Source organism: Roseivirga sp. 4D4 (genome assembly GCF_001747095.1).
Classification (GTDB): Bacteria; Bacteroidota; Bacteroidia; order Cytophagales; family Cyclobacteriaceae; genus Roseivirga.
On sequence record NZ_MDGP01000001.1, the window covers coordinates 3,875,428 to 3,896,439 of the forward strand.

The following is a 21,012-nucleotide window of genomic DNA, read 5'->3' on the forward strand; positions in this document are numbered from 1 at the left end:
GAAGTCAAAACCCAAACTTGAGTTGATCTGGATCCTCAAAGTCCATTCTATCGAAGCCTGACTCATCATCATCTTTGATTCCTCCAATTCGTTTTAAGTCTAATAACATGTTGTTTAAACGCTCAGGAAAACCGGTATTTGGAAATGCATTAATAATGGGAGGTAATAGTTCTTTCATTCGATGGTATTCATTAGCCGCAGACTCATCAGGAATTTCATCTTGGGCGTGAATAAGCCAACCAGCGCACATTGAATACCCGTAATATTGATCGCCTAAGTCATAAGTTAATTGGTCACAAGCATCATAAAGTACCTCTTTGGGGTCACCACCCAATTTATGAATTCGGTGAGCCAATAGCTTAAAGTCTTCTAAAAGTGATTGACCACAGGCATATGCGTAGTAAAAAGCAGCTTTTGAGGCTACTTCACAATCTGGGTCAAGCATTAGCTCTAAAAACAGGTCAGTGTCAAGCGAACTATCACCATCGTCATAACCAGAATAGCTCCTAATTTCCTCCTCACCCCCCCCGTATAACATATGGATGAAAGACTCCTTGACTCCAATTTCTTTTGCACTATTGTCATATTTGACCAGTTGACGCATCCAGAATTCATAGGCTTCGGGTTTTTCCTTCCAATCAAAACTTTTTAATAGCGAGAACAGCAGCTCTGGGATCTCGGATACATGTGCATTCTCATTCATGTCCATCGCAATGAGCTTATCAAGATGAATATCCAGCCATTCAAACTCAAGGATTTCATTTACGGTAACTTGCTTAATGATGGCATCTGAAAGAAGCTTGCCAGCCGGTAAATTGAAGCAATCTTCAAATTTTACAGACTGGAAGAGCCTTTTCAATACATTGACATTTTCAGGCAAGCCTAAAAACCAACTTAGAGCACTTTGGCCAGCATCAGTATTAATGGCTTCGTGTAATTCCTGAACTATGCCATTTTCGTCTCCACAGTTAAAAATCCTGCTCCAGTCCCTGAAAACAACTCCTATTGCATAATTCAAATCATGGGTATAATAAAAGTCGATAAGGGGTCCCTGCTCTGAGTCATAGGCCGTCAAAATCGCACTTTCCTGCCAACGGTTCAATTCCATGTCTGATTGGAATTTCATTGGCATCTTGATAATGGGTATCGATCTTCCCAACTCAAAAAATATGGGTGCCAATTGGCTCAAACCAGCATAAAGATCTACTTCTTTTATCCCCCTTCTCCTGGCTTTGGCAATAAGGCTTGCCTTGGCCAAACCAGATTGTGTTATGTCTTTTGGAGTTTCCCTGCCTGAATATTGCTCTGCCGCAATGCGAAGATAAAATGGGTCAAATAGTAAGGGGCTGATCTCATTGAATTTTACATTGAAAGCACGGGCGTATAACTCTTTTGCCTTGGAAATCTCATCCTGATCATATCTACCAATCTGAACAATACCGAGGTTTGAAGAATCTTTCAGTGGTTCGGTGGTTAATCTTTTAATGCTGGGATGATTCAGCTTTGCAGATTCGGCTACGTAGGTTAGGTTGCCTGCTTCATCTATTAAGAGGTTTTCCAATGACGATGATGTAGTGCTAATTACAATTGCAATATGGTCCAGTTTTAGCCGCTGGCACTCATAGTTGATTTCCAAAGCTTTTTGGTAAGTCATCTCATTCCAACCATCCACAAAAAGGAAAACCCTTTTGTTCAGCGTTTGACCGATATTGTTAACCCTGTTAATCCATTGGTGCGTCCGCATATGTTCCCCGAAGCACCAGTCAAAATCTTCATTGATAGACTGAAAAAGTCCGCTATTCAGTCCAATTGCCGGATAAAAGAGCACAGGGTGCCCTTCAGATAATAGGCGTTCTGCGCTATTGCACATAAAACAGGTTTTACCGTGTTGTGGAGGTCCGACCAACAAAATCAGGTTTCTTCTTTTTTCTGAGCCAATAAGCTTCTCGTGTAACTCGTCATATTGTTTTTTGCGTTCTACAAAGAGGCTGGGGATGTATTTTTTCCCGCTTTCAGCGAAACTACCCTTCAATAGGCTCATCCTGAATTCCTGCTGTCCCTTACAAAATGCATTGAGATTTTCTTTGGAGAGAGATATCAGGTACTCAAGAGCTTCTCGCCTGTAAGCGATGGCATCTCCTGTGGGTTGAAACCCTGATTTCACATAATGATGGTCTTTAGGTATTGTTGAAAAACTGAGAGCTTCCCCCGAAACTGAATCGAAGATTTTTGATTCAGAGCCATTAGTAAGTATAGTGAAAGGAGCAATACCATCATGAAGTGACCTGGCATAAGAGAGAGCTTGCAGTTCATCACCGGTTTTCAGTGAGTGGTCATCTTTTTTAACCTCTACTAACAACAGGTTTTTGTTCGCTGCATTTTTGACCAATACATCCGCACGAGAATTAATTTTGTGCGTTCCCCTCCCTAAAACAAGAGTAATGGTTTTCTCTACGAAGATTTCATCCTTGGATACTCCAATATCCTTTAACCATTCATAAACTACCTTGGTCCTTATGTCATCTTCCGATAAATGCATCCGCTGCTACTAATTGCTGTATTTTTCGAATTTAAAAAGTCTTGAATAAAATGATAAATAAATGGAATACCATGATGAGAGAGGTAAATGAGTCCATTCTGAATAATTAATTGAGAAATACTAAATTGTGAGCATTGATAAAGGCAGGATTCAGGAATTTAACTCTGAAAAACCAAAATATTACACAATAAAAGTGAAATGTTGAGTAATGGTTTACCAATGATCAGTGTAGAATGGGATGATTTAATAAATAATCAATTAGGTGGATGAAGGAGAAAGTAGATGATATGAACGTAAGTCCGTCCAAGCGGATATACAAATCAATTATACCCGACTATCATTTCGAGCTTGGTCTTTGTGAATTGATAGATAATGCCATCGATAATTGGATTTTTGAAGGCAAGCAGCAAGCCCTAGAAGTGCTCATTGATCTTGATTATGATCAAGGTGTTATCTATGTGAAAGACAATAGTGGAGGGATAAGAAAAGAAGACATGGCTCTGGTTGTCAGTCCAGGTTATTCCAGAAGTTCTAATCACGATGAACTAATAGGAATTTTTGGTGTTGGCTCAAAAAGGGCAGCTGTGGCATTAGCCGAAGATATTAGAATATCTTCCAGGCACGGTGCGGATGAAACATTCCAAGTACAGTATGGAGAAGAGTGGATCAAAGACCTGGATAATTGGGCATTGGAACTCTACAGAGTTGATAGTATTGACCCAGGTACAACCCTAATAGAATTGTCGAGGCTGAGGGAACGACTTGAAGAAGAGGATGAGGATGAGCTTCGGCACCACCTGAGTTGTACTTACGCACTTTTTTTAGAAGATGGAAACTTTAACCTCCTTCTGAATGAGAAAAAAATTGAGCCAAAAAACTTTGAAAAGTGGTCCTACCCACCAGGCTTTGAGCCTCGCAGATACGTAGGAGATGTTGAATTTAAAACAGGTGAAACTGTAAAGTTTGAAATCATCGGAGGTTTGACTCAATCAAAAGAGCCTTCTGGAGGAGAGTATGGGGCTTATTTTTACTGTAACAATAGGCTTATCTCACGAGCTTATAAAGGTGAGGAAGTGGGCTTTAAAATCGCAAGAATAGGACGTCCTCATAATGCGGCATCATTGGCAAGAACGATAATCAAGCTCCATGGTTCTCCAGATATGATGCCATGGAATAGTAGTAAGTCACAAATTGATACAAAGCACCCTACTTTTAAAGAAATCATTACCCATGTTGAAAAGGTACTAGTTACCTATGCCACAATGTCTAAGAGGTGGAGCACCGGAGGTGGCTGGGATGAGCATGTGTTTAAATATTCAACTGGTGAAATCAAAACTGAATCAATAGACAAGCTCAATTCAACCACGCGCATTCGCACTCCAGTTATTCCTAGAAATAGAATCAGAAAGTATTCAGATCAAATCAAGTTCAACAATAAGCAGTTGGGTAGAGATAAGCCTTGGACCAAAGGAGCCTATGAGGGTATTATTGCAGTTCAAGAACTTCCTAGGTTGAAGCTGGATCAGAATAATCGCCTTAGCCTGATTATTTTGGACCATACTTTAGAAATCGCATTCAAAGACTATTTGATCCATGAGAAACAGATTCAAATGTCTGATAATGATTTGCAAAAACTCATGAGGAATCGGCCAAGTGTTCATGCAAGGGTTAAGAAGATGGTTAATCTTAAGAAGGGTACCTGGGAGAGGATCGAGTATTATTATCAGTTACGCTGTGACCTTATTCATAAAAAATCCTCTGCAGATATTAGAGATGATGACCTTCAAATTTTTAGAGAAACTGTAGAGTACATATTAACTGAGCTCATGCGTATTAACTTTGCTAAACAGTAGGTTTCACTGTCACAGGCGAATTTTCGATAGGAAACGAAGCAAATTGGAAAATCGGTTGGGTCATAGCCTTTTCTTTTTGACTTGGCAATTTCGTAGTTTGAAGCATGTCAGTATATTTTCACGGTAGTTTTGGACTAAATAGGGTCTATATGTCAGGTGTGCTTAAAGCCTTAGTTACCAATTCTGGGGCAAGTGCTGCTGAGGTAGCATCTCCATTTGGTTTTGGGGCACCTTTTACAAATAAATACAAGACCTGGCTTCAGAAAACCGGGTTGATAAAAGGGAAGGTGCTAACACCTTATGGTGAAGTTGTCTTTAAAATTGACCCAAAATTAGAATCAGCCATTACGCAGTGGTTCATGCATCATCAATTGATTAAGAACCCGATAGATGCAGAGGCATGGTATTTTTTTATCATGGAGTTTCTCCCTCAACATGATTCCTTTTCAAGAACTCAGTTAGAGACTGCTTTAGAAATGAAATTAATGAGCCATAGCGTAGAACATTTCTCTAAAGGGCGCCCTATGAACCGGGTAATTTCTAAGAAACTCATTGACTGCTATTTACTGGAGGAAGGATTAGGTGGGCTTGGCTTGCTTAAACAGTCAAAGGACAATGAGTTTGTCCGCCAAAATCCTAAGAATTCTTTAGGTCCTTGGAATTCCCCCCAATCTCTGTTAACGGAATATTAAACATGCATGGCCCTGAGGCTTTCGACTACGTTTTGTATTTGTTTGCTGGCTTTATTTATGTCCTCCTTTGATGTGAATCGTCCTAAGCTTATCCGCAAGCTTGAATATGCCTCTTGAGTACTTAAGCCCATAGCTACCAGGACATGAGAGGGCTCTACTTTGGTTGAGCTACAGGCGGAACCGTTTGATAGTGCTATTTGGTCGAGGCCAGCCATAATCGCATCGGCATCCGTGTTTGCAAAACGAATGTTGGTGATATTATAGAGTCTGTTGCTCTGGCTTCCATTGATCTTGCTCCCCGGTATCGCCAATAGTAGCTCTTCCAGGTAATCACGTAGTTGGGAAATGCGCTTCATGTCTGACTGCATCTCACTTAAAGAGAGGGCCGATGCAGCTCCTAACCCAACAATACCTGGTACATTCAGTGTTCCGCTTCTCAAAGCTCTTTCATGCCCCCCTCCGTGGAGGAGCGCTTCAGGTTTGACCTTATACGGTCTTTTGTTTCTCACAAACAAAGCCCCTACTCCTTTAGGACCGTAAAATTTGTGAGCAGAAAAAGCCATTAAATCAATGTCTATTTCTCTTACATCAATGGGTGCTTTACCTACAGCTTGTGTAGCATCAGTCATAAAAAAAGAACCGTTTTCATGGGTGAATTGGGCGATCTCTCTGATGGGTTGCATAACCCCTGTTTCATTATTGACCATCATTGTGCAGACCAGTATAGTATCGGACCTAAGTTGATTTTTGAGATCATCAATACTGATCAATCCGTTGCTATCTACTTCCAAATAAGATAACTCGAAACCCTTCTTTTGAAGATGCTCACAAGTGTCAAGAACAGCTGGGTGTTCCGTGGTTGCGGTTATTATATGCTTCCCCCTGTCACAATAGTTTTCAGCTACTCCTTTGATAGCCATGTTGATGGCTTCAGTTGCTCCTGAAGTGAATACTATTTCGTTATCCTCGCTTCCTATAAGTTGAGCAACACTAGCGCGTGCATTCTTTATCTCTTGGTTGATTGCTACTCCAAATGCGTGGTTACTAGCTGCATTGGCATATTGATCTTTCAGAAAAGGCATCATTGTATCTAGTACCCTCGGGTCAATTGGGGTAGTGGAGTTATAGTCTAGATAGATTAGCTCTTTCATTTAATGTTCAAATGTACCTTAAATCACGGGCGCACTAAAATAGGAGATCATATTTAACATGTAAAGCGGCTATCAGTCCCTTCATTGCTCAAGTTTATTCGGTGGTAAATCGTGTTTGACCTTAGTGAGAGGACACTTTTACCGAAGTATGTCTGAGAGGATGAGAATGAAGTTTGTTGTACCTATGTTGTACCCATTGAATAGAAAAAGGAGTTAGATTTCTCTAACTCCTTGGTTTTCAGTGTAGCGGGAGCAGGACTCGAACCTGCGACCTTCGGGTTATGAGCCCGACGAGCTACCAACTGCTCCATCCCGCGATATATCAACCTCAGACGAATTCTGAAGTGGGCTACAAATGTAGGTGACAAATCCATTCGAAACAAGTACCTTTGCGACTTAATTTTTGAGTAAATGAGCGATCAACCCCATAAGGCTGGTTTTGTGAGTATCATAGGTAAGCCTAATGTCGGTAAGTCTACCTTGATGAATGCCCTGGTGGGGGAAAGACTATCGATCATCACCTCAAAAGCCCAGACCACAAGGCATCGAATTATGGGTGTTTTGAGCGGGGATGACTTCCAAATCATTTATTCTGATACTCCTGGTATTTTGAAGCCTGAGTACAAGCTTCATGATTCTATGATGAGCTTTGTCAATAGCTCATTTGAAGATGCTGATGTAATCCTCTTTGTCGCTGATTTGTATGAAAAATTTGAGGATGAAAAGCAGATCAACTTCTTAAAAGAGAAAAAGGTGCCAGTGATCCTAGTGATGAATAAGATTGACCTATCCAAGGGGAGTCAAGCCGAAGATAAAGCGGCTTATTGGCAGGAGTTGTTCGACTTTGATGATGTTATTCTGGTATCCGCTCTAGAAAAGGAAAATATTGAAGATCTATTTCAGACCATCATAGAGCACCTTCCGGAGCATCCGGAATACTTTCCAAAAGACACGCTGACCGATAAGCCCGAACGCTTCTTTGTGGATGAAATCATCAGAGAAAAAATCTTTCTTAACTATAAAAAGGAAGTCCCTTATAGCTGTCAGGTAGTGACGAGTGAGTTCAAGGAAGACGAGAAAATCATTCGAATCCGTGCTGAAATTTATGTTGAGCGCAAAAGTCAAAAAGGCATAATTATCGGCCATAAAGGAGATGCTATTAAAAAGGTAGGAATAGAGGCGAGAAAAGACCTGGAGACTTTTTTCGGAAAGCAAGTGCATTTAGAGACCTTTGTGAAAGTAGAGCAGGACTGGAGAAAGAAAGAGATGAAACTGAAAGGCTTCGGATACTCAAATTGAAGAATTACAACTTTAGATATACGATTGCCTCGTTTTGATAAGTGTCATTCGTAAATCAAGGATCAAAAATCTAATATAGAGATGGCAAATATTGTAGCGATAGTAGGAAGACCAAATGTTGGTAAATCGACTTTTTTTAATCGATTAGTTGAAAGAAGACAGGCCATCATGGATAATGAAAGTGGGGTTACCCGTGACCGTCATTATGGTTATGGGGAATGGACAGGAAAGCACTTTACAGTAATAGACACTGGAGGCTACGTTACGGGTTCAGAAGATGTATTTGAAGGTGCCATTCGTGAGCAAGTTGAAGAAGCTATGAATGAGGCGTCCGTCATTATTTTCATGGCGGATTGTCACGATGGCCTTACGGGTTTGGATCAAGATTTTGCCAAAATCGTCAGGGGTCTTAAGAAGCCTGTAGTGATAGCGGCTAACAAAGCCGATACGGCAGACTGGACTTATCAATCAAGTGAGTTTTATGGCTTGGGCTTAGGAGAGGTTTTTCCAATATCTTCTTCCAGCGGTAGCGGAACAGGGGAGTTGCTTGATGAGGTCGTAAAACATTTTGAAGATGATGGCAATGAAAATCCCGAAGACGGCATACCAAGAATTGCGATTCTTGGTCGTCCAAACGCTGGAAAATCGTCCTTCATGAATGCGATTCTCGGAAAGGAAAGAACCATTGTCACCGATGTAGCGGGTACTACACGTGACTCAATTAATACACATTACACTCTTTTTGGCAAGGACTTTATTTTGACAGATACAGCCGGTGTTCGAAAGAAATCCAGAGTGCATGAAGACATAGAGTTTTACTCCGTCATGCGCGCACTTCAAGCCTTGCAGGATTCTGATGTCTGTGTGATTATGGTAGACTGTACCAGAGGTCTGGAAGCTCAGGACATGAACTTGATCAGCTTGGCTTTGAAGTATAAGAAAGGCATAATGCTTATGTTGAATAAGTGGGACTTGATCGAGAAGGACTCGAATACGATGAACAAGTTCAAAGCGGAGTTAGAAGAGAAGTTGGGTCATTTGAACTGGATTCCTAAGATTTTCACCTCGGTGACTGAGAAGCAGAGAATATTTCAGGCCATTGAAATGGCAGTTCAAGTGTATGAAAACAGGATTCGAAAGATTTCAACTTCTCAATTGAATGATGCGCTTTTACCAGCCATTGAGCACTATCCTCCACCAGCACTTAAGGGTAAACATATCAAAATCAAATATGTGACTCAGTTGCCAACGCATTCACCTACGATTGCTTTCTTCTGCAACCTTCCCCAATATATTAAAGCGCCATATGAGCGTTATTTGGAGAATAATATCAGAGAGAAATTCGAGTTTGATGGCGTGCCGATAAAACTCGTTTTCAGAAAGAAGTAGTCAATTGAGAGAAGCACTAATAGATAGGGTGCCGCCTAGCGCACTTGACTATTGCCAACAACTCTGGTCGGATTTCCCGTTTGATTTCAAATTAAAGAAATCAAGAAGCTCGAAGCTTGGCGATTACCGATATGATCCTAGGGAAAGATCCCATACAGTCACTGTAAATTTGGACCTTAACCCTTACCAATTTTTAATAACATACGTTCATGAGGTAGCCCATCGGGTCGTACATAAGCCACGAGGAAGGCAGAAGCCTCATGGGCAAGAATGGAAAGTATGTTTTCAAAAACTCATGCTACCCTTACTTAGGCCTGAGGTTTTCCCCGATGATATATTGAGGGTATTGGCGAACCATATGAAAAATCCGAAGGCAAGTAGTTCCGCGGATCCGAGGTTGATGGCTGTACTTTCAAAGTATGATGAAACAGAATCCAATGGACCTACCTTGAAGGAGTTGGAAATTGACACTGAGTTTCTTTTCAGGAAAAGAACTTTCCGAAAACTTCAGGAAAAACGTACACGAGCTGTTTGTCTTGAGCTTAGGAGCCAAAGGAGATATTTAATCCCTATGGTTGCTGAAGTTGAAGTTATTGGCTAACCACCCCCAACCCCTCCTTGGAAAGGAGGGGTCAAGGGTGGTTGTTTTCCACTTTTAATTCAGGTTAAAATATTCCATCAGAAAATATACCTAACTCCGCTCGTCCGATTAGGTGTCAGGGGTGGTAAAACCACTTTTAATCTTGTCGAGCACTGCCATAGTTGCTTGAAAGACATCCTCATTTTCGATTCTAACAATTTTAAAACCCAGTTCTCGTAGCTCCGTGTCTCTTTTCTGATCATAATCAAGCCCTGCTGCTGTGAAGTGCACGTCTCCATCTAGTTCCACTATAAGTTTTTCAGAGGGGCAATAGAAATCGACTATGTAGTTGTTAATACTGTGCTGCCTTCGAAATTTTCGTCCGGCTAACTGCCTTTTAGAAAGTAAAGTCCATAGGGTAGCTTCTGCAGAAGTACCATTGTTCCTTAGGTGTTTCCTCTTTTCTTTTAGTGCGAGTTTGTTATGGATTGTTTTCATTGGTGCGTTCGATTCAATTTAATGAATGTATTAACCACCCCCAACCCCTCCTTATAAAGGAGGGGAGCGGAACTTGTCTTTTAAGCCAGTTCTGGCATAATTACTATGTTGCTAGAGGGTAACCCAGTTATTGGTTCTAGATATTTTGCAGTGAACAGATTCAATATGGGGCCAGGGGTGGTGGTTAAAGTAGGTCAATTCTCTTACTTATGATATCATCAATCTTCTCAAAGAATAGCAGAGGCTTTAAGGTCCTCCAGTTCACGATGTCCAGTTCTCCACCAAAATTCAGGTAACTATCGATGTTATAGTTTTTCATTTCTTCCTGCACGAAGTCACGAAAATTGACGCCAGTAATCCAGCCGTCTTCCATATCCTCGAACCACTCTTCGTAGTAGCTATCATCCGATCCGTGGAAGTTGAGGATGTTTTCCCCAATGAGAATATACTTTTGAATGCCATATCTGGTAAAGTGATCGATGATATTACGCTTGAGGTACATAATGTCATTGTTGATGGCATCATTCCACTCTCCGATAAACTCTATGATGATAAAACCACGATCGTAGTCTGTGAAGAGAATCTTAATGTAGAGGGTTTCAGAACCCATGAAGTCCCAGTGTGGGTCTATATAATAGCCATAGATATTCTCTGAGTAGAGGTTGAAATTGTATTCCTTGCCATTATAAGGTGAGTTGGGGTCTTCGGCTACATTGTAATGCTTCAGCCAGTTATAATAGGGTTCAATGTTATGCATCAGCTAAACAGTCTGAATGTGTAACCATTTGACTGGATTGTTAGGTGACTCCTGATTCAAAATGACTTCGAAACTGAGTTCATCATCATTTTCATTTGGGCCTAATACTGAAACCGTTGCACCAGGACTAGTCTTAAATTTATTGGCTAATTGAAGGCATTCAAAAACAAGTTCAGGACTAGTCCTTGCTGGTAACTCTAATGAAATATTTGCCTGAAATTGTTCTGGGAATTTTTCATACCTAGCGAGCCTCTGGATGTCGAAGACCAGTCCATTTTCTTTCTGGAACTTGTATAGAAATGACTGGAACTTCTCTTTACGTGCTACCTCGTAGTTAATGGTAAGATGGACTATTTTCATGATTCATCACGCTTGATAAAGTCGATGACTTTTCTCACCGATCCATGCTCTTTCAATAGTTGTTCTGCAACCTTATAGTTTACTTGGAGCATTTCCATGACCATTTTTGCTCCCCGATCGACCAGTTTGTTGTTAGAAAGTTGCATGTCAACCATGCGGTTTCCTTTGACTCTGCCCAATTGGATCATAACCGAAGTAGAGATCATATTAAGTACCAGCTTTTGAGCCGTACCAGCTTTCATTCGTGTACTACCGGTTACGAATTCAGGCCCCACGATTGGTTCTATTGGAAATTCCGCCTCCCATGCTAATGGACTATCGGGATTGCACGTGATACAACCTGTTAGAATGCCATGTTCTTTTGCTTTTTTTATACCCCCGATGACATAGGGAGTCGTGCCAGAAGCTGCAATTCCAATAACAGTATCCTTATGGTTAATCATATGCTCTTGCAAGTCTTTCCAGGCTTGTTTGGTATCATCTTCTGCAAATTCTACTGCCTTACGGATGGCACCATCACCACCAGCAATAAGGCCGACAACAACACCATGTTCAACGCCATAAGTTGGAGGGCACTCAGAAGCATCGACTACTCCTAATCTTCCACTGGTACCAGCACCGATATAGAATATCCGACCGCCTTTCTGCATACGAGGTACTATCTCCAGCACCAAACCTTCAATTTGAGGAATGACTTTCTGAACGGTCTTTGCAACCGTCTGGTCCTCCTGATTGATGTTGGTTAGGAGGTCCTTAACAGACATTTGCTCAAGGTGGTCGTGATTGGATTCTGATTCCGTAATGTTCATGATTCAGTTATTCTGAGTTTATTAAACTTACGTCATTTGACGATATTAGAGAAAGGTAATGTTTAAAGTCAAACGAAATTTTATTGAAAAACGCGGTAGGTGGTTATTCTATGGTTTTCCAGCTTTATTCTTTGTCATTCTATTCATCTCTTCATATGAAAAGTGGCATTTCACGAGCTCATTTGGAGTGACCTACTTCGTTTTGTTCGGATTTGCGTCTTTGGTTTTTATTCATCAGGTTATGAGAAATAGCCTTCTTGGGTGGTGGCTTTGCATGCTACTTTATGCTGTCTATCTAAGGTACATCCTTTACGAATTGAAAGATTCATATGATTTGTTAATTGTTAAGACAACCCCGAGTACTATCTGGTTTGGGGTAATAATCTTGATACTATATCTCTTATTGGGTCTAATGTATCGGTTGATTAGGCCTAAAAATAGATTAATTTAATAGAGATCGTACTTATTGGTGAAATAGTGTCAGGCCAGCGATCGGCTGTTGGGTAATGTGTTTTATTTGAAGGCCTTTGTTCATGGCAACATCTCTGAGGATATTACCAAAGTAATATGCCACGGAACCTGTGAAGTGGATAGGTAGTTTTTTATGTCCCTCGTATTTCATCACGTTTTTCGTGATAAAAAGTTCGAAGCCTGTTGCCACTAGTTGATACATATATGGATCAGAAATGTGTTTACCTATGAACTTGGCGAAACTGGCTAGAAACCTTCCGGGCATGGGCTCTTGATACATTTTGCTAAGAAAACCATCTTTGGTAAGCTCAAACTCTTCTTTGAAAAGGATGCGCAGGTGTTTCGGCATATCTTTTCGGTAATAGTCTGTCACCATTATCTTACCCAAATATGTTCCTCCACCTTCATCTGCTATGGCCCAGCCTAAGGAAGGGATATTGTCAGTTATCTTTTTACCGTCATAAAGGCAGGAGTTGGTGCCAGTGCCAATGATACAGGCAATGCCTGGTTGATCTCCACAGAGTGATCGGGCCGCAGCGAGCAAATCGTGATTGACATCAATTTCGGCATGCGGATAATAGCGCTTTAAGAGACTAGCTATTTTCTCGCGATTGTGTCCAGAGGAGCAGCCAGTACCGTAGTAATAGATATGATCAATCTTCTCAGGTATTTGACTATGTAGATCCTGAATCTCCTTGAGCATTTCATCTTCCGTCTGATAATAAGGGTTGATACCAGCGGTCTTTGCCTGAGAAATATCTCCTTCTTCACTTATAACACGCCAGTCTGTTTTAGTAAAACCACTATCGGCAATCAGTATCTTCATTGGAAAGGGAAGTCTATAAGGTATAGTTTACCCCAGCCAATTTATAAGTGTAATAGGAGCTTTCCAATTCAGGAACACTTTCGTTTGTCTTGGTTAATCTATTGACACAACTCTGGGCCATCAAGAATTCAAAATTCTCAAATCAGATTCCACTTGGCGTATTTGAAGAAGCAATGAGCTCTTTTTTTGAACTTATTCGTCTTAGATGAAATACTCTCTCGCCTAACTGGCCAAGGGGTACAAATCCATTCACGGCTTCTTCTGTCCGGGTAATTCTCATCTCGTTTTTGTTTTTCATCTGAGCCAACACGCTGAATTTCCGACCTTCTATAGTTTCGTAGACAATAAGAAACTGATTTTCATACGTTCTGACTTTGTAGTGCTTTACTCTTTCTCCCATTACTTGGATTTCAGTTGACTTATCATTCAGATCGATTCCTAACAAGACGTCTAAAGTTTGTCGGCTTTCAGTATTGTCCACCCACATCCCAGCTAGATTCGCAATACCGTCCCTGAAATATAATGGTTCCGGCTGTGTGGAAGCGCAGCAGTTGAGCATTAGGCAAAGCGGAATGAACAGCGTTAGTTTTAATATTTTCATAGACTTGAATTTGACTTCAATGTCTACAGTCTATCCATTCAATTATTTGAATTTCGATCATTGATCCGGACTCTTCGATGACCGGCAACTCATTTCGATGAATGAATTGGCGATCCAAATAATCTTACTTCTTATCCTTAAGGACATTGTTTATCTTCCGACAAACCAGAGATTATGAAAACGAGAATACTATTGGCGATTTTTGGCCTTAGCCTAATTAATATGGCCTGTGAAACTACCCGCAAGGAGTTATCTGATGACGAGTTAATGTCAAAAGCGAAGGAGCTGGTGCAGCAATATATTATCGTGGATGGTCATGTGGATTTGCCTTATCGAATGGAGCAGGGTGGATTTATGGTACAACAGAAAGTGCTGAATGTATCTGTCGGTGCTTCTGATGGAAATTTCGATTTCCCAAGAGCAAAAGAAGGTGGCCTTGATGCACCTTTTATGTCTATTTATATTCCTGCCCAATACCAGCAAGTGCCTGGGTACGCCAAAAAGTTTGCAGATTCTCTGATTAATATGACCAAGCAATTGGCGGATACCTATCCAGATGAATTTGCTATCGCCTATTCACCTGACGATGTCGAACAGCATTTCAAAGCAGGGAAAATTTCCCTTCCAATGGGTATGGAAAATGGTGCGCCACTTGAAGGAGATATTGCTTTAGTAGAATACTTTCAAAAGGCAGGGATAAGGTATGTGACGCTGACACATGGAAGGGATAATAAGATTTGTGACTCATCTTATGATACCACAAGAACTCATGGAGGTCTGAGTGAGTATGGCCGTCAAGTTATTTCCGAAATGAATCGTGTCGGCATTATGGTTGATATTTCCCATGTCTCTGACGATACGTTTTGGCAAGTAATGGAACTGAGTAAGGCACCGGCAATAGCTTCTCACTCTTCCGTCCGTCACTTCACACCAGGTTTTGAGCGAAACATGAATGACGAAATGATCAAAAAACTAGGAGAGAACGATGGGGTGATCATGATCAATTTCGGTTCTAGTTTTTTGGATGGGGAGTATAGAGCAAGAAGAGCGGCATATGATGAGCATGTGATCAATTGGTTGGCAGACAATGAATTGACCAGAGATGATCCGAAGGCCAAGACTTATATAGAGGAGTACACTAAGAATAACGATCCATGGAGCAATGTCCAGAAAGTGGCTGACCACATCGATCGCGTGGTGGAGCTCACAGGTGGTACGGATAATGTGGGCTTCGGATCGGATTTTGATGGCGTAGGTGATTCACTACCCACTGGGCTAAAGGATGTCTCTACCTATCCAAACCTTATCTACGAGCTGTTGAAACGTGGTTATTCAGATGAAGATATAGCTAAAATGTGCTATAAGAATGTCTTTAGGGTTTGGAGAGAAGTGGAGGAAATCGCTTCTCGTTCCTAATATTGAAATGAGACAGATAAAAGCTTCAGAGAAGGCATTCATATGCTGTTTGCTTGAAAAGGCTGGTAGAGACATTAGTATTCCTGACTGTGTAATTTCACTTAAAGATGGAGAGATGGGCTCATTGTCATTTGACACAAAGGGGGCCGAAAGAAGGCAGGGAAAGATTGTATCAGGTGTTTTTAAAGATAAGGATGGTGTGATTGTCGATTTTGAATTGACAGTAGACGTACATGGAAGGCTGTTTGAATTAGATCTCTTTAAGACAAATTACAATCCGCTAATCTCATTACCTGAGCCAAGTGAGATTACCTTTTGTTAGGTATATGACGAGTTTCTTATAACTAATTGACTAATACTCCAATCACCTTGAATCTCTCAAACACAGATTCAGTATGAGGGGCATCGGGCAGTTCATCAGTCAAGTCCTGGCCAGCCCAGTGCTCGTAGTGCTTGCCATTTTTCCAGAGCTTAGAATGAGTTACATCGTAGATTTTACCCTGGTAAGCCACCCAAATATCATCCTTGTCCTGGCCATTGCGCAAGGCCAGTTGTGCTTTAGTATAGGATTTAGTTGGATTCACTCTTTTGCTTCATTAAAAGCCTGATTTCTTCGTCACTCGTATAGAAGGCAAAGTCTAATAATTGTGGACCCAAATGATGATCAATGGCAATTCTATCTGCACCTTTCTCGAATTTGGAACGTGCCTTTTTCGATAAAGACCAACCTACTAAGGTGGTAAGTGTTCTGAAGTAGCCAAGATTATCGTATTGGATAAAGTGGGCCATTTCGTGAGCCAGTGCAGAGACTTGCTGGTTTAAGCTGAGGCGTTCCATGAACGAACCATTTTCGATCTTGATCTTGTAGATTTTACCTTTTCGAGATTTCACAAAGTTCCACATCGAAAAGCTGGCTTCTACTGGTGCCCCAGGCATTTTTTTGACAATGATCTGCACCTTTCGATCCCGTAGTAGAGGGTAATGCGAAAGCGCAAGTAGGGTGGCTAGTTCGAAGTTGTCTCCATTCTTGTAAGTCACTTTTCCACCGATTGCCTCTCTTAGCGAGTCGAGTTTGGGCGCCCAGGTAGCTTCGTCATAATATTCTGGAAAAGCAGGGTTCTGCTGAGCCGATACGTCCAGATGTCCAAAAAAAGAGCTGAGCAAGAGGGAGGTGGTAATGGTGAAAATAAGTCTCAAATCTGATGATTTTAGTTTCATCTGGTAACGTAATAAGTGTGATCTCTTAATAAAGTATAAAGGAACTTTACGGTAGGGAGCTCACTTTGGATATTATATTTCTCCTTGATTTTTCTTTCAACCAATTCTATGGGTCTCTTGGCAGCATCATGTTTGAATGCCCTAAGGGCATCTTTTATCAGTTGAACTTCAGCATCGCTAATATTTGCTGCTTCAAATATTTGTGGCTCGTAGTCTTCATCCACCACATCCATGAGAACCTTATTCTGGACATTGGTAGCAGTGATTTTCTTGATTTTAACCACCGTGGTACCGGCCAACAAGTCACCCACACGCTGACCATTTTTTGTAAGAATAATGAATAGTACTCCTAAGCCGACTATAAAGAAGTCGACTGGCTCCATCAGCCACCTTAGAAAGTAGGATGCAAACGAGGGTGTACTACCGTCCAGTTTAACGACTTTAATACTCAGTGCCATTTTACCTACGGTCTGTCCATTGATGAATACCTCGGATAAGAGGCGATACAAATAGACAATCAAGCCAAGCAGCCCGCCCATGGCTAAGCTTTGTCCAATATTCAGCAAATCAAGTATATAGGCGATTAAAGCATAAACACTGGATATGATGACAGCATCAATAAAGAAAGCCAAGAGTCGTTCACCTATTCCAGCCAGTGGGTATTCCAGTTGAATGTTTTGAGTCGTTTGAATGCTGACAGCTTGCATATGTAGTATTATTGCATAATTTTTGGCTGAAATACGAATCTATGAGGGAGTCCGCTTTTGTGAAGGCAAATATAAGTAAATGGGAAGAGTTCGAAAGTCTCATTGCTGCCAATGCAAAAAAGGATCCTGATCAGCTAGCTGACCTGTTTATCCAGCTTACAGATGACCTCTCCTACGCCAAGACCCACTACCCAAAATCAGATATCACGATTTACCTGAACAACCTTTCTACTAAGGTGCATCAGTACATTTACAGGAATAAGAAGGAACGCAAAAATCGGTTTGTTGAATTCTGGAAATACGAGCTTCCTTTAATTTTTTGGGAGCATCGAAAGGAGTTCAGAATCTCTTTATTGGTCTTCCTGGGAGCTTGCGTAGTGGGTGCGTTTTCTGCGGCATATGACAATGACTTTGTTCGACTCATTTTAGGCGATGGATATGTCAACATGACTTTGAGTAATATTGATAATGGAGTGCCACTAGGTGTTTATGGAAAGATGGCGCAGACAGACATGTTCGTCTTGATCACCATTAATAATATCAAAGTATCCTTTTTTGCATTTGCTCTGGGAATTATCGCTTCTCTGGGAACGGCATTTGCTCTTTTTCAAAATGGTGTAATGCTGGGTTCTTTTCAGTATTTCTTTTTTTCCAAAGGGTTATTATTGACTTCAGTTTTGACCATTTGGATTCATGGAACCATTGAAATTATATCCATTATCATGGCAGGTGGGGCAGGCCTGATTATGGGAAATTCTATGCTTTTCCCAGGCACCTACAGCAGAATGGAGTCTTTGAGAAGGGGAGCGCTTACTGGGGCTAAAGTGGTTCTAGGTTTAGTCCCCGTGTTTATTTTGGCTGGCTTCTTAGAATCATACATCACTAGGCTGTTTGATATGCCCAATGCGATCAAGGCAACAATCATTCTTGGCTCGCTGGCCTTCATGATTTATTACATTATCTTATACCCTAGAAAGTTATTCAAAAATGGGATTCAACAGTAAACTCGAATTTTATAAAAAGCGTCAATTCAGTGATAAACTGAATGCTACATTCTCATTCCTTAGAGAAAATGCAGGGCCATATTTGAAAGCACAGCTCTTAATTGCAGGGCCTGTATTGATACTTGTTAGCATATTGATGAATGAAGTGTCGGGAGGCCTCATCGCACTTGCCATGGATCCCGAATCAATCAGTGCGAATGATATTATTGATATGCTTGGTGCCTATGGGCTGTCAATCATATCTATTTTGGTTACACTGGCACTTATTCCGGCTGTCACCTATGGGTATATGATCCAGTATCAGACGCATGAGCCAAAAGATATCTCTATGAGTGGTATCATGAAGGGCTTCTCCAGTCGATTCTTCAACTTCTTAGGCTACAATATTCTTTACTTTTTGGCTATAACATTCATCAGCTTTATCGTTGGATTCATCTTTTCATTAATAGCGGTTGCGGCAGGTGCCTTATCACTACTTTTTGGTTTTATAGCCATGGTTGGGGTGCTGATATTTATGGTAGTTCTTTTTCTGGGAACACCCATCATTGCCTTCGAGAAAAGCAATCCCATTGATGCTTTTGGACGAGTGTTTACCCTAGCAAAAGGAAAATGGATGAGCACTTTTGGACTAGTTGTGGTGGTTGGCCTGGTAGGCTACATTATTAATTTCGTTTTTGCACTCCCTAGAGGTATAGTCACCGGTTTTGAGGCCTTCACTATGATTCAGGAAGAGGGTGATATACAGGGTTTGAATGACTTAATCACAAATGATCCCTTGAGTATTCTGTTTTCCGTTTTTGAGTCTTTTGGTACTATAATGTTGTATACATTGGTATATATCGCACTGGCATTTCAATTCTTCAATTTGGTTGAGAGAAGAGAATCACGTGGGTTGATGACAAAAATTGAGGGAATGGATACTGAGGGCGAGGAAGCATCAGATGAAGACTATTAGTATTCTCCTTATAAGTCTTTTTACATGCTTCTCAACTTCTGTGCAGGAGCAAGATAGTTCCAGAACACAAATTGAAATCCGACAATTCGATCAGGAAAAACTGTCCAATTATCAACAGGACAGCCAATTCCAATATGATCTTCCACAAGTGGAGAGGGAGGGGCTTTTAGAGCGGGCTTGGCGGTGGATTCGAGAGTGGTATGCGAACCTTATAGGTAATGGCGCTACAGCCAATATTGTTGATATTCTTTTTAGAATAGCCCTTGTTGTTGCCTTTGTATACTTCATTATCAAGATTTTCGGTGTTGAAATAACCACGGTGTTTAAGCCATCCAAGGCTAAGAAATTACCCTATCAGGTCAGTGAAGAGCAACTTATGGGGATTGACTTCGAAACCGAAATTGCTCAGGCCATCCAGCAGAAGCAGTGGCGTTTCGCAATTCGACTTACTTATTTGCATGCCTTGAAATTACTTGCCGATGCCGAATGGTTAACCGTAAAGAAAGGGAAGACTAACAGGGACTACCTCTACGAACTTTCCGGTAAACGGATTGAAAATGACTTTGAGCGACTGAGCTTTATTTTTGACTATACCTGGTATGGTCATTTTGAAGCCAATGATGTTATTCTGGGACAGGCCAAGGACCATTTCGATAAAATTCAGGAGGCAAAACGTTTAGGATGAAGGACAAAAAGTACGTCATATTCCTAGTCGCACTCATCGCCCTTTATGTGGTCTCTGAAATGAGGAAATCTGGTCAGGTCAATTGGAGTTCTACCTATCACGAAGAGCACAAAATCCCTTTTGGTGCTTTTGCAATGCATGACTTGATGTCGGACATGTTCGATCAGGCGCCTCCCAAATCTGAATACAAGACCCTTTACGAGCTAGCTGTGGAGGATTCTACCATGGGGAATCCTTTAATCATAGCCGATGGAGTGGCAATGGACAATAATGACTTCAATGCATTAATGCGTCACATTGACTTAGGAGGAACCGCACTAATTAGTGCCAGAAATATCCAAGGTCCTTTGGCTGATTCTCTTGGCTTTATCGTCAGGATGGAAGATGCTGAGTTAGCCTATGATTTTCGAGCAATACAAGAGGCCCTCTCGGGTGAATTGGAAGAAACAATCACCTTAAACCTAACTGATAATGAGACAAAGGAGTTCTCATACTCTACTATCGCGACTACCTCTTATTTCTCCCAAATTGAAAAAGAGAATTTTGATGTGTTAGCGGTTAATGCTACTAATTCTCCTGTGCTGATCTCTTACAAGGGTATGAAGGGCAGTCTCTATGTTTCTACAATTCCTCTGGTTTTCACGAATTATTTCATATTGGGAGAAGAAACATCACAATTCGCTGCTGCAATGCTCAGTCTGTTTCCGGAAGATGAGCTTGTTGTTCATAACGAATATTATCAATTAGGAAGAAGGGAAGTTCAATCTCCACTGCGTGTTATCCTCAGTAACCCTTCTTTGAAATGGGCATTCTTCATTCTATTGTTCACAGTATTCATCTTCATGTTCTTTGAATCAAAGCGTAGGCAACGCATTATTCCGCTTATAACACCGCTTAAGAATATGTCAGTTGAGTTTGTGGAAACACTTGGTAGATTGTACTACAGGCAAAAGGATCACCGGAAATTAGCGGTAAAACGCGTTCAGTATTGGAAAGACTACGTTAGAGTACATTTTAACCTAAAGACCGATCATTTTGGCGATAGATTCAACACAGATTTATCGAGTAAATCAGGTCAGCCATTGAAGTCGATCGAGGCTTTGATGGAGTTAGTGAAGCGCATTGAAGAAGGTGCAGTTATCAGTGAGGATGAGTTAATAAAATTGGAAAAGGGCCTTAATGGTTTTTACGGAATAGAATAA

The 21,012-nt window shown here is 41.0% G+C and carries 22 protein-coding genes and 1 tRNA gene; 11 read left to right on the forward strand and 12 right to left on the reverse strand.

The genetic code is table 11. The features are described from left to right. Nucleotides 1-4: 4 nt before the first annotated feature. Nucleotides 5-2,539, reverse strand: a complete 2,535-nt coding sequence (locus BFP97_RS16885; protein WP_069843547.1) for a type I restriction enzyme HsdR N-terminal domain-containing protein — start codon at nucleotides 2,537-2,539, stop codon at nucleotides 5-7. A gap of 266 nt (nucleotides 2,540-2,805) precedes the next feature. On the opposite strand from BFP97_RS16885, the gene BFP97_RS16890 reads away from it, so the two are divergent. Together BFP97_RS16890 and BFP97_RS16895 are read left to right on the forward strand one after the other, a co-directional pair. Continuing rightward, nucleotides 2,806-4,392, forward strand: coding sequence for an ATP-binding protein (locus BFP97_RS16890; RefSeq protein WP_069843548.1), 1,587 nt, complete (start codon nucleotides 2,806-2,808; stop codon nucleotides 4,390-4,392). Between the two features lie 104 nt (nucleotides 4,393-4,496). Next, nucleotides 4,497-5,084 (forward strand): DUF4007 family protein, encoded by a 588-nt coding sequence (locus tag BFP97_RS16895; RefSeq protein ID WP_083262632.1) that lies wholly within the window; start codon nucleotides 4,497-4,499, stop codon nucleotides 5,082-5,084. Here the strand turns inward: BFP97_RS16895 and BFP97_RS16900 are convergent. Next, the gene (locus BFP97_RS16900; protein WP_069843549.1) at nucleotides 5,081-6,235 is read right to left on the reverse strand and encodes a cysteine desulfurase family protein; all 1,155 of its coding nucleotides are present in this window, start codon (nucleotides 6,233-6,235) and stop codon (nucleotides 5,081-5,083) included. The two genes, BFP97_RS16895 and BFP97_RS16900, sit on opposite strands and share 4 nt — an antisense overlap. A gap of 244 nt (nucleotides 6,236-6,479) precedes the next feature. Further along, nucleotides 6,480-6,552 (reverse strand) — tRNA-Met (locus tag BFP97_RS16905). 94 nt (nucleotides 6,553-6,646) lie between these two features. Between BFP97_RS16905 and era the strand changes: the two genes are divergently transcribed. The 3 genes from era to BFP97_RS20865 all read left to right on the forward strand — a co-directional run bounded on the left by era (nucleotide 6,647) and on the right by BFP97_RS20865 (nucleotide 9,524). Then, on the forward strand, nucleotides 6,647-7,534 hold the full coding sequence (era, locus tag BFP97_RS16910) for a GTPase Era (protein ID WP_069843550.1): 888 nt from the start codon (nucleotides 6,647-6,649) through the stop codon (nucleotides 7,532-7,534). An 81-nt stretch (nucleotides 7,535-7,615) separates the two neighbouring features. Beyond that, nucleotides 7,616-8,923 (forward strand): ribosome biogenesis GTPase Der, encoded by a 1,308-nt coding sequence (gene der / locus BFP97_RS16915; protein ID WP_069843551.1) that lies wholly within the window; start codon nucleotides 7,616-7,618, stop codon nucleotides 8,921-8,923. A gap of 358 nt (nucleotides 8,924-9,281) precedes the next feature. Continuing rightward, the gene (locus BFP97_RS20865) at nucleotides 9,282-9,524 is read left to right on the forward strand and encodes a hypothetical protein (protein ID WP_255399488.1); all 243 of its coding nucleotides are present in this window, start codon (nucleotides 9,282-9,284) and stop codon (nucleotides 9,522-9,524) included. Between the two features lie 108 nt (nucleotides 9,525-9,632). On the opposite strand, the gene BFP97_RS16925 is transcribed toward BFP97_RS20865, so the two are convergent. The 6 genes from BFP97_RS16925 to BFP97_RS16955 form a co-directional block, all read right to left on the reverse strand. Further along, nucleotides 9,633-10,001, reverse strand: coding sequence for an endonuclease domain-containing protein (locus BFP97_RS16925; protein WP_069843553.1), 369 nt, complete (start codon nucleotides 9,999-10,001; stop codon nucleotides 9,633-9,635). Between the two features lie 184 nt (nucleotides 10,002-10,185). Continuing rightward, complete coding sequence (locus BFP97_RS16930; protein ID WP_069843554.1) at nucleotides 10,186-10,758, reverse strand: hypothetical protein; 573 nt, start codon at nucleotides 10,756-10,758, stop codon at nucleotides 10,186-10,188. A 3-nt stretch (nucleotides 10,759-10,761) separates the two neighbouring features. Beyond that, on the reverse strand, nucleotides 10,762-11,118 hold the full coding sequence (locus BFP97_RS16935; RefSeq protein WP_069843555.1) for a hypothetical protein: 357 nt from the start codon (nucleotides 11,116-11,118) through the stop codon (nucleotides 10,762-10,764). Next, on the reverse strand, nucleotides 11,115-11,927 hold the full coding sequence (murQ, locus tag BFP97_RS16940; protein WP_069843556.1) for an N-acetylmuramic acid 6-phosphate etherase: 813 nt from the start codon (nucleotides 11,925-11,927) through the stop codon (nucleotides 11,115-11,117). Before murQ ends, BFP97_RS16935 begins: the two co-directional genes overlap by 4 nt. Nucleotides 11,928-12,390: 463 nt before the next feature. Continuing rightward, nucleotides 12,391-13,224, reverse strand: coding sequence for an N-acetylglucosamine kinase (locus BFP97_RS16950; RefSeq protein WP_069843558.1), 834 nt, complete (start codon nucleotides 13,222-13,224; stop codon nucleotides 12,391-12,393). A 142-nt stretch (nucleotides 13,225-13,366) separates the two neighbouring features. Then, nucleotides 13,367-13,825, reverse strand: a complete 459-nt coding sequence (locus tag BFP97_RS16955; protein WP_139135351.1) for a hypothetical protein — start codon at nucleotides 13,823-13,825, stop codon at nucleotides 13,367-13,369. Nucleotides 13,826-13,999: 174 nt separating this feature from the next. Here BFP97_RS16955 and BFP97_RS16960 point away from each other — a divergent pair, with 174 nt between their 5' ends. Together BFP97_RS16960 and BFP97_RS16965 are read left to right on the forward strand one after the other, a co-directional pair. After that, nucleotides 14,000-15,241: a dipeptidase gene (locus BFP97_RS16960; RefSeq protein WP_069843560.1), complete on the forward strand. Its 1,242-nt coding sequence runs from the start codon at nucleotides 14,000-14,002 to the stop codon at nucleotides 15,239-15,241. A 7-nt stretch (nucleotides 15,242-15,248) separates the two neighbouring features. Further along, a complete protein-coding gene (locus BFP97_RS16965; protein ID WP_083262633.1) occupies nucleotides 15,249-15,563 on the forward strand; it encodes a DUF6984 family protein in 315 nt (104 codons plus the stop codon). A gap of 22 nt (nucleotides 15,564-15,585) precedes the next feature. Here the strand turns inward: BFP97_RS16965 and BFP97_RS16970 are convergent, their stop codons facing one another. Genes BFP97_RS16970 through BFP97_RS16980 form a run of 3 tightly spaced genes read right to left on the reverse strand, consistent with a single transcriptional unit; the run spans nucleotide 15,586 to nucleotide 17,166 of the window. Then, the gene (locus tag BFP97_RS16970) at nucleotides 15,586-15,825 is read right to left on the reverse strand and encodes a cytochrome b5 domain-containing protein (protein WP_069843561.1); all 240 of its coding nucleotides are present in this window, start codon (nucleotides 15,823-15,825) and stop codon (nucleotides 15,586-15,588) included. Continuing rightward, nucleotides 15,812-16,438 (reverse strand): hypothetical protein, encoded by a 627-nt coding sequence (locus BFP97_RS16975; protein WP_139135352.1) that lies wholly within the window; start codon nucleotides 16,436-16,438, stop codon nucleotides 15,812-15,814. Before BFP97_RS16975 ends, BFP97_RS16970 begins: the two co-directional genes overlap by 14 nt. Nucleotides 16,439-16,455: 17 nt before the next feature. Beyond that, nucleotides 16,456-17,166 carry an RDD family protein gene (locus BFP97_RS16980; protein ID WP_069843563.1) on the reverse strand — a complete coding sequence of 237 codons (711 nt, stop codon included), beginning with the start codon at nucleotides 17,164-17,166 and terminating at the stop codon, nucleotides 16,456-16,458. A gap of 41 nt (nucleotides 17,167-17,207) precedes the next feature. On the opposite strand from BFP97_RS16980, the gene BFP97_RS16985 reads away from it, so the two are divergent. Genes BFP97_RS16985 through BFP97_RS17000 form a run of 4 tightly spaced genes read left to right on the forward strand, consistent with a single transcriptional unit; the run spans nucleotide 17,208 to nucleotide 21,012 of the window. Next, the gene (locus BFP97_RS16985; RefSeq protein WP_069843564.1) at nucleotides 17,208-18,170 is read left to right on the forward strand and encodes a stage II sporulation protein M; all 963 of its coding nucleotides are present in this window, start codon (nucleotides 17,208-17,210) and stop codon (nucleotides 18,168-18,170) included. Further along, a complete protein-coding gene (locus tag BFP97_RS16990; RefSeq protein WP_069843565.1) occupies nucleotides 18,154-19,125 on the forward strand; it encodes a hypothetical protein in 972 nt (323 codons plus the stop codon). Before BFP97_RS16985 ends, BFP97_RS16990 begins: the two co-directional genes overlap by 17 nt. Beyond that, nucleotides 19,112-19,810 carry a DUF4129 domain-containing protein gene (locus BFP97_RS16995; RefSeq protein WP_139135353.1) on the forward strand — a complete coding sequence of 233 codons (699 nt, stop codon included), beginning with the start codon at nucleotides 19,112-19,114 and terminating at the stop codon, nucleotides 19,808-19,810. The genes BFP97_RS16990 and BFP97_RS16995 overlap by 14 nt, the downstream gene beginning before the upstream one ends. Then, nucleotides 19,807-21,012 carry a DUF4350 domain-containing protein gene (locus BFP97_RS17000; RefSeq protein WP_069843567.1) on the forward strand — a complete coding sequence of 402 codons (1,206 nt, stop codon included), beginning with the start codon at nucleotides 19,807-19,809 and terminating at the stop codon, nucleotides 21,010-21,012. Before BFP97_RS16995 ends, BFP97_RS17000 begins: the two co-directional genes overlap by 4 nt.